Raw genomic sequence first — 13,412 nt, 5'->3', positions numbered from 1 at the left:
GATACCCGGGAGCGGGATCAGAACGTCAAAAAGCCCTGGCCGGCAGCGCCTGACGGCGTACCAGCAACACAAACAAAGCGATGTGCATGATTCAGATCCCGGAAAGGGAAACAGGTGGGGCGCGGCAGCCGTTGGCGGCACGCAGTACACAGTCGTGCTGTGCGGGAGCGGAAAAGACGGGCTTGTTCTGGCCCAGTCGAGGCCAGTTCAGCGACTGCAGCAACAGGTGCAGCAGCAACAGCAACCATTGCAGCAGCTGAGGCACAAACACCAGCAGGCTGGTGAGCACCAGAGACTTGATGGCCTCGGCCGGCAGCAGGTCCGCCAACTGGGCCTGATATTCCAGCACGTCGCCGGACAGTCCGGTCCAGGACAACAGCCATTCGCCGACCAGCTCCAGCATCATGATGGCGCCGAGAACCCCAAATCCGTCCACGCATGATTTGGACAACAACGCCAGGTCGTGCCATTTATCAGCAAAGGTGAGATGTAGGATCGGATTCAACAGCAGGGTCCGCCGGGCAACAAGGTTCAGGAGATGAGTTGGTCCGGTACCGGGCCGCTCATTTAACCGCCAAAGGCTACCAAACTTTGATCCGGCGCACAACCTCGGCAGCCCTTCCCGGGTATGGAATTACACTCGGATAATATCCGTAACCATCTGGTAACAAATGAAAATATCAGCAGGTGCCGAACGAATGGCCTCATATGAGGTCTAGCTACAACACCACTTTCAGGGCCAGCGCCAGCAGCACCAGCCCGCTCAGTTTGTCGATCAGTCCCGACCTGGCCTTGAGCCAAATCAGCACGGGTCCGCGCGACAGCAGCAGCGCCACCAGTACATACCAGAGCGCATCAATACCACCGGCGGTGAGCATCATCACTCCCCCCTGCTGCCAGCCGGTGTCGGCCTGTACAAACTGGCTGAACAGCGCCACGAAGAAGATGGCCAGCTGAGGGTTCAGGAACGCCACCATAAATCCCTCGAAGGCGCCCTGACGACCACGTACCCGGTGCTCGGTAGTGGCGGCCTCATCGGTCGTGGGTTTGGCCAGCAGCGCCTTGATGCCCAGCCAGGCGAGAAAGGCGGCACCACCGTAACGGATGACATCGAACAGCATGGGGTTACGGGTGATCAGCAGCGCCAGCCCCAGGGCGGTGATCAGCGCATAAAGCCCCACCCCCAGGCCATGACCCAGGGCGGTGAGCACCCCATGGCCCTGGCCGCCCTTTACCGTATTACGCATCACCACCGCCAGGCTCGGCCCGGGGCTGATGGCGCCCATCACGCAAATGGCCGCCAATGCCAGCCAGCTGGAAAATTCCATTCTTCTCGCCTCGTTATCGCAATTAAATAATGCCTTGAAAACTCAGCGCTTATCTTAAGGCAGAAGCCGGCACCGGTTTAAGCGGAATTTGTATGCGCGGTTGTGTTTGCTCGGCCAATATCCCTACACTGAACACTTTTCTGCTGGCTGCTGCCATAAAAACCACAAAATACGCTGGAGCAATAAAAGCATGCACTATCAATGGATACTGTTCGACGCCGACGAGACCCTGTTTCATTTCGATGCTTTTGCCGGATTGACGCAGATGTTCGCCACATTTGGCGTTAACTTCAGCGCGCAGGACTATCACCAGTATCAGACGCTCAGCGCACCGCTGTGGGTGGATTACCAGAACGGTGACATCAGTGCCGAGCAGCTGCAGCACCGGCGCTTTCAGCATTGGGCCGACCGGCTGGCCGTGACCACTCAACGCCTGAACAGCGACTTTCTCGCTGCCATGGCAGACATCTGCACCCTGTTGCCCGGAGCCCGCGAGCTGATCCAGTCACTGCAAGGCAAGGCGAAGCTGGGCATCATCACCAACGGTTTTACCGCCATGCAGCATACCCGGCTGGAACGGGCTGGCTGGCAGAGCGCCTTCTCCACTCTGGTGATCTCGGAACAGGTCGGCATCGCCAAGCCGGATGCGGGCATTTTCGAGCATGCTTTCGAGCAGATGGGCCACCCGCCGAAAGAGCAGATTCTGATGGTGGGAGACAATCCGCACTCCGATATTCTGGGCGGCCTGAATGCCGGCATAGACACCTGCTGGCTAAACAGCGCCGGTCGCGCCACACCCGCAGGTATTACGCCACACTTTGAGGTGAGCTCTCTGAGCCAACTGCAGCAGCTGCTGCTAGGGTCTGTTGAACTTTCGCGATGATTTTTACCGTCTCTGCAGATTATTGACACAATGCAGACGTATACCGTGCAGGTGCTCTGCATAAACAAGCGATGGCAGAGGCTGATACACCTTATTCGTTTAATGCGGCATGCAACATGTCAATGAAGGCTCGAGTTTTGGCGGGCATTAGACGTCGGCCGGGAAACACCGCCCAGGCAATGTGCTCGGGCGCACTCCAGGCGGATAACACCGGGCGCAGCTTGCCTTCCTGCACGCTGGTTAGTACAAATTGATGCGGAATTTCAACAATACCTGCGCCGGTGCAGGCCAGACGCATTAACAGCTCTGGCGAATTGGCAGTTAAACGCCCCAATGGCACGCCTTGCCACTGTTTGGCACCGTTACGCAAATGCCACATGGCAGGCTCGCCGGTACGTGTGAGTAAACGCACGGCCTGGTGTTGCTGTAAATCCTCCGGCTGCTGGGGCTCGCCCTGTCGTAATAAATACTCGGGGGCGGCATACAGACCGCTGGAAAATACCGTGAGGCGACGGGCGGTGAGCAGGGCATCATCGGGCAAGGCGCCCATGCGTACCGCCAGATCAAAGCCTTCCCCAAGCAAGTCGACCCGTCGAGCAGACAGATCCAGATCTAAAGACACCTCGGGGTGCAGGGCAACAAACGCCGCCAGCATGTCGACCAGAAACAGGTTGGCGAAGTCACTGGCAATAGACACCCGCAATCGCCCACTCGGTTGCACCTTGCGCTGTTCGCTCAGCGCCCAGGCCGCCTGTACTTCTGCCGTTATGTGCTGGGCATGATCCAGCAACTGTTCGCCAAATTCGGTTAACGTCATACGTCGGGTCGTCCGCACAAACAGCCGCTCACCCAGTTGCTCTTCCAATAGGGTAATACGCCTGGATACCGTCGACTTGGGACGACCCAGCCGGTTGGCCGCCTGAGTAAAGCTGTGTAACTGCGCCACTTGCGCGAAGATCAGCAAGTCATCCGCCGATAATTGTTCTGGTAGTGGAACAATGTTACTCATTTACCCCGCCTAATCATTGATTGGTCGATGATATAGAGTAATCACATCTTATTCAGGAGGCCATTCAAAATGAAAATCTTACAAGTTAATGCCAGTGCTCGCGCCACAGATGCCAACTCGACTCGCGTTGCCAACCGCATTGTAGAGCGGTTGCTGGAAAATAATCCCGATGCCACAGTGCAGGTGCTTGATTTGGCGACTCATCCTGCACCGGCACTGGATAACGAGGCCATTACCGCCTTGTTTACGCCCGCCGAGCAGCGTAACGCACAGCAAGCAGCCAGAGTCGAGCAAAGCACGGCCCTGGTGCAGGCGCTACAAGACGCGGATGTCCTGGTGCTGGGAGTGCCCATGTATAACTTTGGCATTTCTGGCCAGCTGAAAAACTGGATTGATAATGTCGTGCTGAACGGCGTGACGTTCCGCTATACCGAACAGGGGCCACAAGGCTTGCTGCAAGGCAAACAAGCCTATATTGGTTTTGCACGTGGCGGCATTTATCGCGGCACCGAGGCAGACAGCCAAACGCCTTATTTAAAAACGCTGTTAAAGTTTATTGGTATTACCGACCAACACTTTATTTATGCCGAAGGGTTAAACATGGGAGAGCAAGCCGCGCAAACCGGTTTTACTCAAGCCGAACACGACCTGGGTCAGGCCTTAAACGCATAACCTTCAGGAGCCTTATCATGTCGACTCTGCAGCCATCGGACCTTATCTCGCACTCACGTTCCATTGAGCAAGTGATCACCGGACGCGCTACCTCTGATGGCGCAGGGGTCACATTAACGCGCTATCTGGATGCTGCGTTGCAGCAACGACTCGATCCTTTTTTAATGCTGGATGCATTTGGCAGTGATGATCCCGACCACTATATCGCGGGGTTTCCGGACCATCCCCATCGCGGCTTTGAAACCATTACCTACATGTTGCAAGGCCGCATGCTGCACCGCGACAGCGAAGGCAATGAAGGCTTGCTGGAGTCCGGTGGTGTGCAATGGATGAACGCCGGGCGCGGTGTGATTCATTCAGAAATGCCGCAGCAAATCGCGGGCCGCATGGCCGGTTTTCAACTGTGGTTGAATTTGCCCAGCCATGAAAAGATGAGCGCCCCCTGGTATCGGGATCTGGACGCCGCCAGCCTGCCACGTTTGGTGACCGACTCGGGCGCACACATTAGTGTGATTGCCGGTAACAGCCATGGCGTGCAGGGTGCGATACAACGCCCGATGACCGAGCCCCTGTATCTGGATGTGCATCTGCCGGCAGGCAGTCATTTGCAACAACAGATTCCCCCTGCGCATAACGCATTTATCCAGCTGTATCAGGGTGAAATAGGCGTGGCGCAGCAAACCATGCAAGCGCCCGGCATGGCGATATTGAACACGGGTAACGACTGCGATGGGGTCCGTGTTCAGGCGTTGCAAGACAGCCGCTTTTTGTTGATTGCCGGTCGGCCACTCCATGAACCGATTGAGCAGTACGGGCCCTTTGTGATGAACACGAAAGAAGAAATCTATCAGGCGGTGCAAGATTTTCGCCATGGCCGATTGGCCTGACACTAAAAAGGGCAGCCCCCGGGCTGCCCTTTTACAATCATTAGCTAGTGCTGCTTACTTGCGGTTGCCGCGATAGGCAGGTGAAGAGTTCAGCACCATGTGACGGTTAACGTCTTTGTACAGCAGGTAGCGGAAACGAGTCGGGCCACCGGCGTAACAGGCTTGTGGGCAGAAGGCGCGCAACCACATGTAGTCGCCTGCTTCCACTTCAACCCAGTCCTGGTTCAGGTGGTAAACCGCCTTGCCTTCCAGTACATACAGGCCGTGTTCCATAACGTGAGTTTCGTCGAACGGGATCACGCCGCCAGACTGGAAAGTCACGATGTTCACGTGCATGTCGTGACGCAGATCGGTCGGATCGGTGAAACGAGTGGTTGCCCAGGCATCGTTGGTGTCCGGCATAGGAGTCGGCGCTATGTCATTCTCGTTGGTGACGAAGGCTTCCGGCACATCGATGCCGTCTACAAATTCGTAGGCCTTGCGCAACCAGTGGAAGCGAACCGCTTCACCACTGTTGTTCTTGATGGACCAGTTGGCTCCCGGCGGCAGGTAGGCGTAGCCACCCAGCTCCATGTGATGCTCTTTGCCTTCCAGAGTCAGGGTCATTTCACCTTCAACGATGAAGATAACGCCTTCGGCACCGGAATCCAGCTCAGGCTTGGTGCTGCCGCCCTGCGGAGACACTTCCATTATATAATGAGAGAAAGTTTCGGAGAAACCGCTCATCGGACGGGCGAGAACCCACAGACGAGTTTCATCCCAGAATGGCAGGAAGCTGGTAACGATGTCGCTCATTACACCCTTGGGGATGATGGCGTACGCTTCAGTGAACACAGCGCGATCGTGGATCAGCTGAGTCTGGGGCGGCAGGCCACCCTTGGGAGCATAATAGGTATTACGGGCCATGGTATCTGTCCTTTAATACGAGAGAGTCGGCTGCTCGCCGACAAAAGCCACGCCGTCCGGCATGACTGTATAAATGATGAACACCGCTATTGTAGAACAATGCCGTATGATTTATAAATTAAATAATTTAATGCCGACTAGTGGATTTCCCACTGATGGAAACATAATGAATCTTAATGTCACCCTGGATCCGGTATTGCTGCGCAGTTTTATCGCCGTGGTCGACACCGGCAGCTTTACCCGTGCCGCCGACAGCACCCACCTCACCCAGTCTACGGTCAGTCAGCAGATACGCAAACTGGAAGCCCAGCTCGGCTGCGAGCTGCTGCATCGCAAGGGCCGCTACATTACCGCCACCCTGGAGGGTGAGCGGGTGCTGAGCTATGCCCGCCGCATTCTTCAGCTGATGAACGAGGCCGTGGTTCAGACCAGCGTCAGCGCCGAGCAGCAAAAAATACGTCTGGGGGTGCCGGAAGACTTCGCCACTCACGCCATCATGCCTACCCTCTCCGCCTTTTCCAGCGAATATCCGGGCATTAGGCTGGAGGTGAAAAGCGGTCTGTGCAGCGACATCTGGCGCGAGTTTCAGCGGGGCGATATGGATCTGGCCCTGGTCAAACAACGCCAGGGCAGCGTGCCGGGCCTGGCCAGCTGGCCCGAGCCCCTGTGCTGGATCGACAGCCTGCACAGCAATAATCTTGATAATCATCCTGTTCCGCTGGTTACCTTTCCCATCGGGGGCCTCTATCGCAGCGAAATGGCCCACACCTTCGACCGGCTGGGCCGCAGTTGGCGGCTGGCCTATGTCAGCACCAGCCTGTCCGGCGTCTGTTGCGCGGTGGAAGCGGGCTTTGGTGTCTCGTTATTGCCTCGACGCCTGGTGACGCCCGAGCATAGAATCTTGAACGAACAGGACGGCCTGCCCCCGGTACCGGATCTGGAGCTGACCCTCCACGCCCAGGACAAGCTGTCGGCCCACAGCAAGATTCTGGCCGACCGGCTGATCAGCGCCTGCAACGACATTTGCCGGCAATAACGGAGATCATCTTCCGGCTCTCACCGGCGACGAACATAAAAAAACCCTCACGGGGAGGGTTATTCATTCATCGGTGTGCGCGGGCATCCATCATGATGCCGGCTCAGAGTTCGGCAAAAATATTCTTCAGGTTGACGTCTTCTTCGGCGGCGGGCTCCAGCTGCAGCTGGGCTTCAATTTCATTGAGGTGGTCAATCATCAGCTGCACCGCCTTGTCGACATGATGGCCGGCAATGGCGTCCAGCAGGGCATTATGCTCACTGCACGACAGACCGGAATGACGGGCCTTGCCCTTGCGCGCGCCTGCATCCTGATAGAGCGCCACTATCAGTGACGAACGAGGAATAATCTCGTGCAGGAAGGAGGTCAGCACCGGCTTGTTGGCCAGCTTGCCGATCAACAGATGAAACTCGCCGGACAAGCGAATACGCAGGCTCTGCTCGCCCTGCTCAATCGCCTGATGCTCCCGCTCCAGATGTTCCAGCAGCAGCTTTTTTTCGCGTACCGTGCATTTGCTGGCCAGCTCGCGTACCAGCTCGGCTTCGATCAGGCGGCGAGCCTGAAAAATGTCCCGCGCCTCTTCCGGCGAGGGCTCGGCTACAAAGGCGCCGCTGTTGGGCACCAGGTTCACCAGCTTGTGGTAAGACAATTGCAACAGCAGCTTGCGCACGAAGCCCCGGCTCAGGCCAAAGGTTTCGCTCAAATCTTCTTCTTTCAGACGGGTGCCGGGCAGCAATTTATGCGCCACTATCGCTTCCCAGATGCGCTGATAGACAGTATCCAGATTATTGGTTTTATTATTCATGCTCTTGGCCCTGTTTCGTCCGACAAGGCGGCGCCCTGGTCACCCTGTCGGTATCCCGCTACCGGAAGCACAATGCACCGGTAGATGACTCACAGAGTAACACAGGGATATATTGTCAACAATAAAGCAACATGTCGTTAAAAAGGGGCCTGAGCCCCTTATAATCACCGTTTTGACCTCGCCCGTCTACGGCTATTCGATGGCGTTGACGGCGGCCCGGGCGGCCGCATTCACCGCCACCAGCAACGGTACCTCGAACTGCGGCTGCAACCTGATGGCAGCGGCCGACAGCGGCCCGCCCCCCATGATTACCGCCTGGGCTGCATCCTGTTCGATGGAGGCTTTAACCGCAGTGGCCAACGCCGCATCGAGCCGGTCGGGAGAGGCCACCAATTCCAACGGATCACCCGGCGTCACCCGGGTACCACGATACTGTTCGGCGTAACCCAATTCGGCGGCCTTCCGCTCAAAAGAGGCTATCAGCTGCTCGTCCGGGGTCACGGTCACGATACCGAATGCCCGGCCACCACGGGCCGCCTCATGAAACACCGCCTCGCCGATACCGAACACCGGAATCTGCACCCGTGCCCGCAGCTCTTCCAGACCCGGGTCGCTGAACGCCGACACGATCAGCGCCGCTACCCGTTCATCGGCCGCCGCTTCCACTCCCAGCGCCACCACGCCCTCCGCCGCCTCGCGCATGTCCTGTGGCGTGGTCAGCAGCGCCGGCGCCGTCGCATTGCTCCTGCCTTCCAACTGTGCCCGCGCGCCGACTTCGCGTCGGGCCAGATCGGTCATGGAGGCGGTCGCCTCGGTATTGGAGTTGGGATTGATCAATACGATAGTTTTAATGGGGTTCTCCTGCTCCGGCGGCGTGATGGCCGCCTCATTCTGCCCGGCCTGAACGGTCGATGTCAGCAAAAACAGGCTCAACGCCCAAGGACGGGTACTGCCGGATCTGAACAAGGATAAACAGGATATCTGCATCAGGGTTATCTCCTGGAAATAAAGAATCATTACCAATCAAAAAGAACCATCACCGATAAAAAAGGCCCCGAAAGGGGCCCTTGATTTACTGGCGGAAGCGTTGGCAAGGCTGCCAGTACTGCATCAGCAGGTAATAGATGATGCCGGCGGGCAACAGGCTGGCGTACCAGGACACGGAAGAGAAGGTCAGGGCAACCATGGCGCCGGACAGGGCCGCTATGATGGCACCGTAGTTGACGCCTTTATAAGGGCCGTTCTCATCATAGAGCTTGTCCAGATCCAGCTTGCGACGACGTAGGATGAAGTAGTCCACCACCATGACCGCGAAGATGGGACCGAGGAAGGCCGAGTAGGTCTGCACGAACACCTGCAGGCCGGCGGAAGACTCTTCCTTGACCAGTTCCCAGGGGAAGGTGCAGAAGGCCAGCAGACCCACCAGTATGGTGGAGGTACGGAACTTCAGCTTGAACACATCCATCAGGATATAGGTCGGCGGTACCACGTTGTTGAGCACGTTGGTGGTCACCTGGGCGAAGGCGATGAACAGCAGGGTGATGACCAGCAGCGGCGTGTTGTCGACGGCACTGGAGAATACCTGAATGGGATCAGTCACCCCGGTAGCGCCAGACACCATCAGACCAATCAGACCCATGAACAGGGTGCATGGCAGGATGGACATGGCGTAAATCACCGTCAGCAGACCCGGCTTGGTGCCTTCTTTCAATTCGCGGGAATAATCGCTGACGTTCAGCATCATGGTGCTGTAGATGCCCAGGAACAGCATGGTGGCACCCCAGAATGGCATACCCCAGGTACCTTCGACGTTCACCAGGTTGGTGGTGATTTCTTCACCGTAACGATCGATCACGCTGTAGAACATGTAGACCAGCGCCAGCAGAATAAAGCCGCTGCCGATGTTCTCCAGCCACTTGATGCCCTGGAATCCGAAGATAGACAGGCCAATCTGCAGAAACTGGAACAGTACGAAGTAGAGCACCAGGTTATCGAAACCGAACAGGGTGGCAGACACCGCGTTCAGGGCGCCGGCGCCGATCCAGCTCTGAAAGCCGTACCAGACGATGGCCGGTATCGCCCGCACCAGCCCCGGAAAGCGGGTACCGGCAAAGCCGAAGGCGCTCCGTGCCTGTACCATGAAGGGAATGCCGTATTTGTAACCGGCGGCTCCGTTAAATGCCAGGGCGATACCGATAACAAAACAACCGATGGCAATCGCCACACAGGTCTGCAGCAAGTTGAGGGTACCGACGATACTGGAACCCATGGTAAAGGTACCGATAGAGACGCAACCACCGAACCAGGCCAGCAGGTAGGAAAACCGCCCCATGATCCTGTGCTTCTGCGGTGCCAGTGATTCTTCGCCGGCTTTCTTGTCGTGCGAGCTGGCCGCTCCGGCCGGCTGGGTGCCATTATTCATGGGAATGGCGCTTTCGCTGTTTGCATGTTGCATTGCCATTGGTGTGTCCTCGGTATTCCATCACTATAGTGGCAGCTTGTCACCGCCACCGCCTTCCTCTGCCGGCTACCCTGAGCCGTGCATGTGTTGTAACAGGCAGGCGCTCTGCCTGTCACGATATCGCATAGATCCTCAGGCGATATTGAGTTGTCGCCCCGGGTGAGCCATTTCCGGCCGGGGCCAGTTGAAGGTCAGCACCTTACTGGTACCCAGTTTCATGTCCACCATGGCCTCACAGAGTTTGACTGCTGCCACTGTGCCATCGATTACCGGAATGCCGATTTCCTGTTCGATATACTCCCGATACTGGGACATACCGGCGCAGCCCAGCACTATGGCTTCGGCATGGTCTTCTTCCCGCGCTCGCACGCATTCGGCAACCACCTTGGCGATGGCTTCATCCGGCGAGTTGGCCAGATCCAGTACCCGCATCGGCGTGGTGCGGATTTTTTTGCACTGCTCGCCAAAGCCGTAGCGGCTGACCAGGTGCTCGGTCATGAAGCGCACCCGGGGCGCCGTGGTCACCACGCTGAAACAGGCACCGCTCAGCACCGCCATGTGAAAGGCCGCCTCGGCAATGCCCAGTACCGGCTTGTCGGTCAGCTCCCGGGCCGCATAGAGACCGGGGTCGCCGAAACAGGCCAGAACATAGGCGTCGATATTTTCTTCCCGATCGCCTTTTGCAATCTCTTCCAGCACGCCGGGTACCGACAGCGCCTCGTCGTAGAAGCTTTCGATGGAAGCCGGGCCGCTGGCCGGGCTGACCGCCAGAATGTCGGTATCGGGTCGAGCCACCTTGTCGGCCAGCTTTTGCAGCGCATCGGTAAACGACTGGGTGGTATTGGGGTTGATGATCTTGATTCTCACTGCGCGCTCCTTGTTTACGAATCAGCAAAGTTATTGTTAACGATCAAACAATAGATCAGTCGTTAACGATCTGTAAACATTTTTAAACACAACTTTATGCGGCAAATCTTGAGACCAGGCTCATCCCGCTTCCTTATCGCCTCACCCAACACGAACCTATTACCATGATTAATAACTAAATTATGAACACTCTCATATACATAAAGCCCCCTTACACAAGACAAAAGAGAGTCAGGTGGGCCACAAATTGTGCACCATATTATTTTTGTTTGTTATCGAAAATGTGATCTTACGCATGTATTCCGAGCATAAAAAAACCCTCCATGGTGGAGGGTTCTCTCAATCATCGCTTGCTCTGTCGCGGACGCTGCCGGCTCAGTACTCGGCGTTGTGGTACACGTTCTGTACGTCGTCCACATCGTTCAGCATGTCGAGGAAGCGCTCAAGCTGGGCCACATCGTCACCGGTCACTTCAACGGTGTTCTGGGGCACAAACTGAATGGTATCTACTTCAAAATCGATGTCGCCAAAGGCTTCGGTTAACGCCTGCTTGGTCTTGAAGTATTCGGTGTGAGGAGCAAATACGGTAATTTTTCCGTCTTCCTGCTCTACATCGGTCACATCCACGTCGGCCATCATCAGCGCTTCCAGCACGGCGTCTTCGTCATCGCCGGCAAAAACCAGAATGGCGCAGTGATCGAACATGTGACTGACGGTGCCCGAGGTACCGATCTTGGCCTTGACCTTGTTGAAGCACTGGCGCACGTCACCGATGGTGCGGTTCGGGTTGTCGGTCAGACAATCCACTATCACCAGGCAGTTGCCGGGGCCGAAGCCTTCGTAGCGAGCCGGTGAAAAGTCTTCGCCGGCGCCACTGGTGGCTTTTTGCAGTGCTTTTTCGACGACATGGGCAGGTACCTGATCTTTCTTGGCGCGCTCGATCAGGCCACGCAACGAGAGGTTGCCGTCTGGGTCGGCGCCGCCGGACTTGGCTACAACGTAGATTTCACGGCCGTACTTGCTGTAGACCTTGCTCTTGGCATTCGCCGTCTTGGCGATGGATTCTTTGCGGTTCTGGTAGGCTCTGCCCATGGGATGGTCTCGTTGTTCATCGGAAGAGGCTGAATTTTACACACAGAAAAGCGGCAGATCTATTTTCCTGTCCCCTGCCGCCCGGTTTTACTGCCAATAATCATCAATAACCGGCAAATTCCTCGGTACGCAGCTGATCTTCGGCGACACCGGCATCAACAAGCATACTCTTCATCGCCGCCACCAGACCGGGCGGCCCGTCCAGATAATAAACGGGCCTGGTCACATCCGTCAGATAGCGGCCCAGCATGGCCCTGTCTACATAGCCGCGCTCCCCTTGCCAGTGTTGTGCCGACTGCTCGGCCTGACTCATGGTCGCTACCAGGGTACAGTGAGGATCGGCGCCGCAGGCCTGGGTCAACTCGTCGAGAAAGGCGGCATCTTCCGGCCGGCGATTGGCATAAAACAGCGTCATCTGCCGGCCCTGGTTCTCGACTATGGCCTGCAACAGCATGCTTCTGACCGGCGTAATGCCGATACCGCCGGTAATGAATACCAGTTCTCGGGCCGGGCCGGCGGGCAGGGTAAAATCCCCGTAGGGGCCTTTAAGGGTGAGTTCGGCCCCGGGCATCAGGGTGCTCAGCACCCGCTTGAAGGCACTGCTTCTGATGCGGGTGGCCACCATCAGTTCGGGCTCGGCGGGGGTTGAAGCCAGGGACAGGATACGAGCGTTGCCCTCATCGTCGGTTTCGGGCGGATCAATCAGCCCCAGGCGGACACACTGACCGGCCTTGAAACTGAAATCATCGGGCTTGTCGAAATACAATGCCAGGGTACCTTCGGCAACCTGCTGCTTGCGCTTGAGTTTGAGCTGATAACCGGCCATGACCGACACTCCTTCTACCCGGCTCAGGCTTCAATATCCAGTTCGATGCCGGCGTGCTTCTCCGGGCTACGGCAACGCCGGTTAATCACATCGAGCCACAGATGATAACCGAGCCCTTACTATAGGTCAGACCGCCTTTACCGGCCGCCGTCATTGAGCAAGAAGGTCCGGATTCTGTCAGCGGTGGCATCCGGGTGAGAAATAAAGGCCGCATGAGACGCCCTGGGTTCGATATGGCTCTGGCTGTGCGGCAGCAACGCATCCACCAAGGCGATGGCTTTTTTCGGCACCAGGCCATCGAGCCGACCATACAATCGCAACATGGGTAACTGCAGCTGGTTCAAGCGGGATCGCAAGTCCACTTCTCCCAGCAGTGTCAGACCGGCGGCCAGTGCTGCCGGGTCCGGCGCCGGCTTTTCGGCCAGGCTCTCGCGCAGCTGACGAATATCTTCCCGGGCATGCTCACTGCCCATGGCCTGGAGCGCCAGAAAACGATTGACCACCTGTCGGTGATCCTCTGCCAGTTGCTGCTCAAAGGCCGCCAGCACCCCGGGCTTGATGCCGGGCCAGTCGGCCTCGGCGACAAACCGGGGTGAGCTGGCCAGGGTGATCAGGCTCTGCACCCGCATTGGCGCCTGCA

The 13,412-nt window shown here is 57.2% G+C and carries 15 protein-coding genes; 4 read left to right on the top strand and 11 right to left on the bottom strand.

Features of this window, described 5'->3' with window-relative positions:
- Positions 1 to 91: 91 nt before the first annotated feature.
- Both UN63_RS10450 and UN63_RS10445 read right to left on the bottom strand, forming a co-directional pair.
- Complete coding sequence (locus tag UN63_RS10450; protein WP_229793487.1) at positions 92 to 505, bottom strand: hypothetical protein; 414 nt, start codon at positions 503 to 505, stop codon at positions 92 to 94.
- A 214-nt stretch (positions 506 to 719) separates the two neighbouring features.
- Positions 720 to 1,328 carry a LysE family translocator gene (locus UN63_RS10445; RefSeq protein ID WP_104486703.1) on the bottom strand — a complete coding sequence of 203 codons (609 nt, stop codon included), beginning with the start codon at positions 1,326 to 1,328 and terminating at the stop codon, positions 720 to 722.
- Positions 1,329 to 1,518: 190 nt separating this feature from the next.
- Here UN63_RS10445 and yjjG point away from each other — a divergent pair, with 190 nt between their 5' ends.
- Positions 1,519 to 2,211, top strand: a complete 693-nt coding sequence (yjjG, locus tag UN63_RS10440) for a pyrimidine 5'-nucleotidase (protein ID WP_104486702.1) — start codon at positions 1,519 to 1,521, stop codon at positions 2,209 to 2,211.
- 91 nt (positions 2,212 to 2,302) lie between these two features.
- Here the strand turns inward: yjjG and UN63_RS10435 are convergent, their stop codons facing one another.
- Complete coding sequence (locus UN63_RS10435) at positions 2,303 to 3,220, bottom strand: LysR family transcriptional regulator (protein WP_104486701.1); 918 nt, start codon at positions 3,218 to 3,220, stop codon at positions 2,303 to 2,305.
- Positions 3,221 to 3,289: 69 nt separating this feature from the next.
- Between UN63_RS10435 and UN63_RS10430 the strand changes: the two genes are divergently transcribed.
- Positions 3,290 to 3,892: an FMN-dependent NADH-azoreductase gene (locus UN63_RS10430; RefSeq protein WP_104486700.1), complete on the top strand. Its 603-nt coding sequence runs from the start codon at positions 3,290 to 3,292 to the stop codon at positions 3,890 to 3,892.
- Positions 3,893 to 3,909: 17 nt separating this feature from the next.
- Positions 3,910 to 4,779, top strand: coding sequence for a pirin family protein (locus UN63_RS10425; RefSeq protein WP_104486699.1), 870 nt, complete (start codon positions 3,910 to 3,912; stop codon positions 4,777 to 4,779).
- Positions 4,780 to 4,833: 54 nt separating this feature from the next.
- Here the strand turns inward: UN63_RS10425 and UN63_RS10420 are convergent, their stop codons facing one another.
- Positions 4,834 to 5,685 (bottom strand): bifunctional allantoicase/(S)-ureidoglycine aminohydrolase, encoded by an 852-nt coding sequence (locus UN63_RS10420; RefSeq protein ID WP_104486698.1) that lies wholly within the window; start codon positions 5,683 to 5,685, stop codon positions 4,834 to 4,836.
- A 166-nt stretch (positions 5,686 to 5,851) separates the two neighbouring features.
- Between UN63_RS10420 and UN63_RS10415 the strand changes: the two genes are divergently transcribed.
- Positions 5,852 to 6,721 carry a LysR substrate-binding domain-containing protein gene (locus UN63_RS10415; RefSeq protein WP_104486697.1) on the top strand — a complete coding sequence of 290 codons (870 nt, stop codon included), beginning with the start codon at positions 5,852 to 5,854 and terminating at the stop codon, positions 6,719 to 6,721.
- 103 nt (positions 6,722 to 6,824) lie between these two features.
- Here the strand turns inward: UN63_RS10415 and UN63_RS10410 are convergent, their stop codons facing one another.
- The 7 genes from UN63_RS10410 to UN63_RS10380 all read right to left on the bottom strand — a co-directional run.
- A complete protein-coding gene (locus UN63_RS10410) occupies positions 6,825 to 7,526 on the bottom strand; it encodes a GntR family transcriptional regulator (protein WP_104486696.1) in 702 nt (233 codons plus the stop codon).
- Between the two features lie 192 nt (positions 7,527 to 7,718).
- Entirely contained in the window at positions 7,719 to 8,513 is a 795-nt protein-coding gene (locus UN63_RS10405) for an aspartate/glutamate racemase family protein (RefSeq protein ID WP_146084739.1), read from the bottom strand.
- A gap of 85 nt (positions 8,514 to 8,598) precedes the next feature.
- Positions 8,599 to 9,987, bottom strand: a complete 1,389-nt coding sequence (locus UN63_RS10400; RefSeq protein WP_104486695.1) for an NCS1 family transporter — start codon at positions 9,985 to 9,987, stop codon at positions 8,599 to 8,601.
- A gap of 132 nt (positions 9,988 to 10,119) precedes the next feature.
- Positions 10,120 to 10,854, bottom strand: a complete 735-nt coding sequence (locus tag UN63_RS10395; RefSeq protein ID WP_104486694.1) for an aspartate/glutamate racemase family protein — start codon at positions 10,852 to 10,854, stop codon at positions 10,120 to 10,122.
- A gap of 375 nt (positions 10,855 to 11,229) precedes the next feature.
- Positions 11,230 to 11,946: a YebC/PmpR family DNA-binding transcriptional regulator gene (locus UN63_RS10390; RefSeq protein ID WP_104486693.1), complete on the bottom strand. Its 717-nt coding sequence runs from the start codon at positions 11,944 to 11,946 to the stop codon at positions 11,230 to 11,232.
- A 103-nt stretch (positions 11,947 to 12,049) separates the two neighbouring features.
- Positions 12,050 to 12,772, bottom strand: a complete 723-nt coding sequence (locus tag UN63_RS10385; protein WP_104486692.1) for a ferredoxin--NADP reductase — start codon at positions 12,770 to 12,772, stop codon at positions 12,050 to 12,052.
- 137 nt (positions 12,773 to 12,909) lie between these two features.
- Positions 12,910 to 13,412 (bottom strand): alpha/beta fold hydrolase (locus UN63_RS10380; protein WP_146084738.1); only part of this gene is annotated, 503 nt, incomplete at its 5' end.

This window comes from Oceanisphaera arctica (assembly GCF_002936955.1).
In the GTDB taxonomy this organism is placed as follows: domain Bacteria; phylum Pseudomonadota; class Gammaproteobacteria; order Enterobacterales; family Aeromonadaceae; genus Oceanimonas; species Oceanimonas arctica.
The sequence above is the reverse complement of the archived record's forward strand: the minus strand, read 5'-3'. Positions and strand labels throughout refer to the sequence as shown.

Bases quoted from the DNA above. Each gene is read 5' to 3' on its own strand.
- UN63_RS10390 (WP_104486693.1), bottom strand. From the start codon at position 11,946: ATGGGCAGAGCCTACCAGAACCGCAAAGAATCCATCGCCAAGACGGCG.
- UN63_RS10445 (WP_104486703.1), bottom strand. From the start codon at position 1,328: ATGGAATTTTCCAGCTGGCTGGCATTGGCGGCCATTTGCGTGATGGGC.
- UN63_RS10425 (WP_104486699.1), top strand. From the start codon at position 3,910: ATGTCGACTCTGCAGCCATCGGACCTTATCTCGCACTCACGTTCCATT.
- UN63_RS10405 (WP_146084739.1), bottom strand. From the start codon at position 8,513: ATGCAGATATCCTGTTTATCCTTGTTCAGATCCGGCAGTACCCGTCCT.
- UN63_RS10400 (WP_104486695.1), bottom strand. From the start codon at position 9,987: ATGGCAATGCAACATGCAAACAGCGAAAGCGCCATTCCCATGAATAAT.
- UN63_RS10385 (WP_104486692.1), bottom strand. From the start codon at position 12,772: ATGGCCGGTTATCAGCTCAAACTCAAGCGCAAGCAGCAGGTTGCCGAA.
- UN63_RS10410 (WP_104486696.1), bottom strand. From the start codon at position 7,526: ATGAATAATAAAACCAATAATCTGGATACTGTCTATCAGCGCATCTGG.
- yjjG (WP_104486702.1), top strand. From the start codon at position 1,519: ATGCACTATCAATGGATACTGTTCGACGCCGACGAGACCCTGTTTCAT.
- UN63_RS10430 (WP_104486700.1), top strand. From the start codon at position 3,290: ATGAAAATCTTACAAGTTAATGCCAGTGCTCGCGCCACAGATGCCAAC.
- UN63_RS10420 (WP_104486698.1), bottom strand. From the start codon at position 5,685: ATGGCCCGTAATACCTATTATGCTCCCAAGGGTGGCCTGCCGCCCCAG.
- UN63_RS10435 (WP_104486701.1), bottom strand. From the start codon at position 3,220: ATGAGTAACATTGTTCCACTACCAGAACAATTATCGGCGGATGACTTG.
- UN63_RS10415 (WP_104486697.1), top strand. From the start codon at position 5,852: ATGAATCTTAATGTCACCCTGGATCCGGTATTGCTGCGCAGTTTTATC.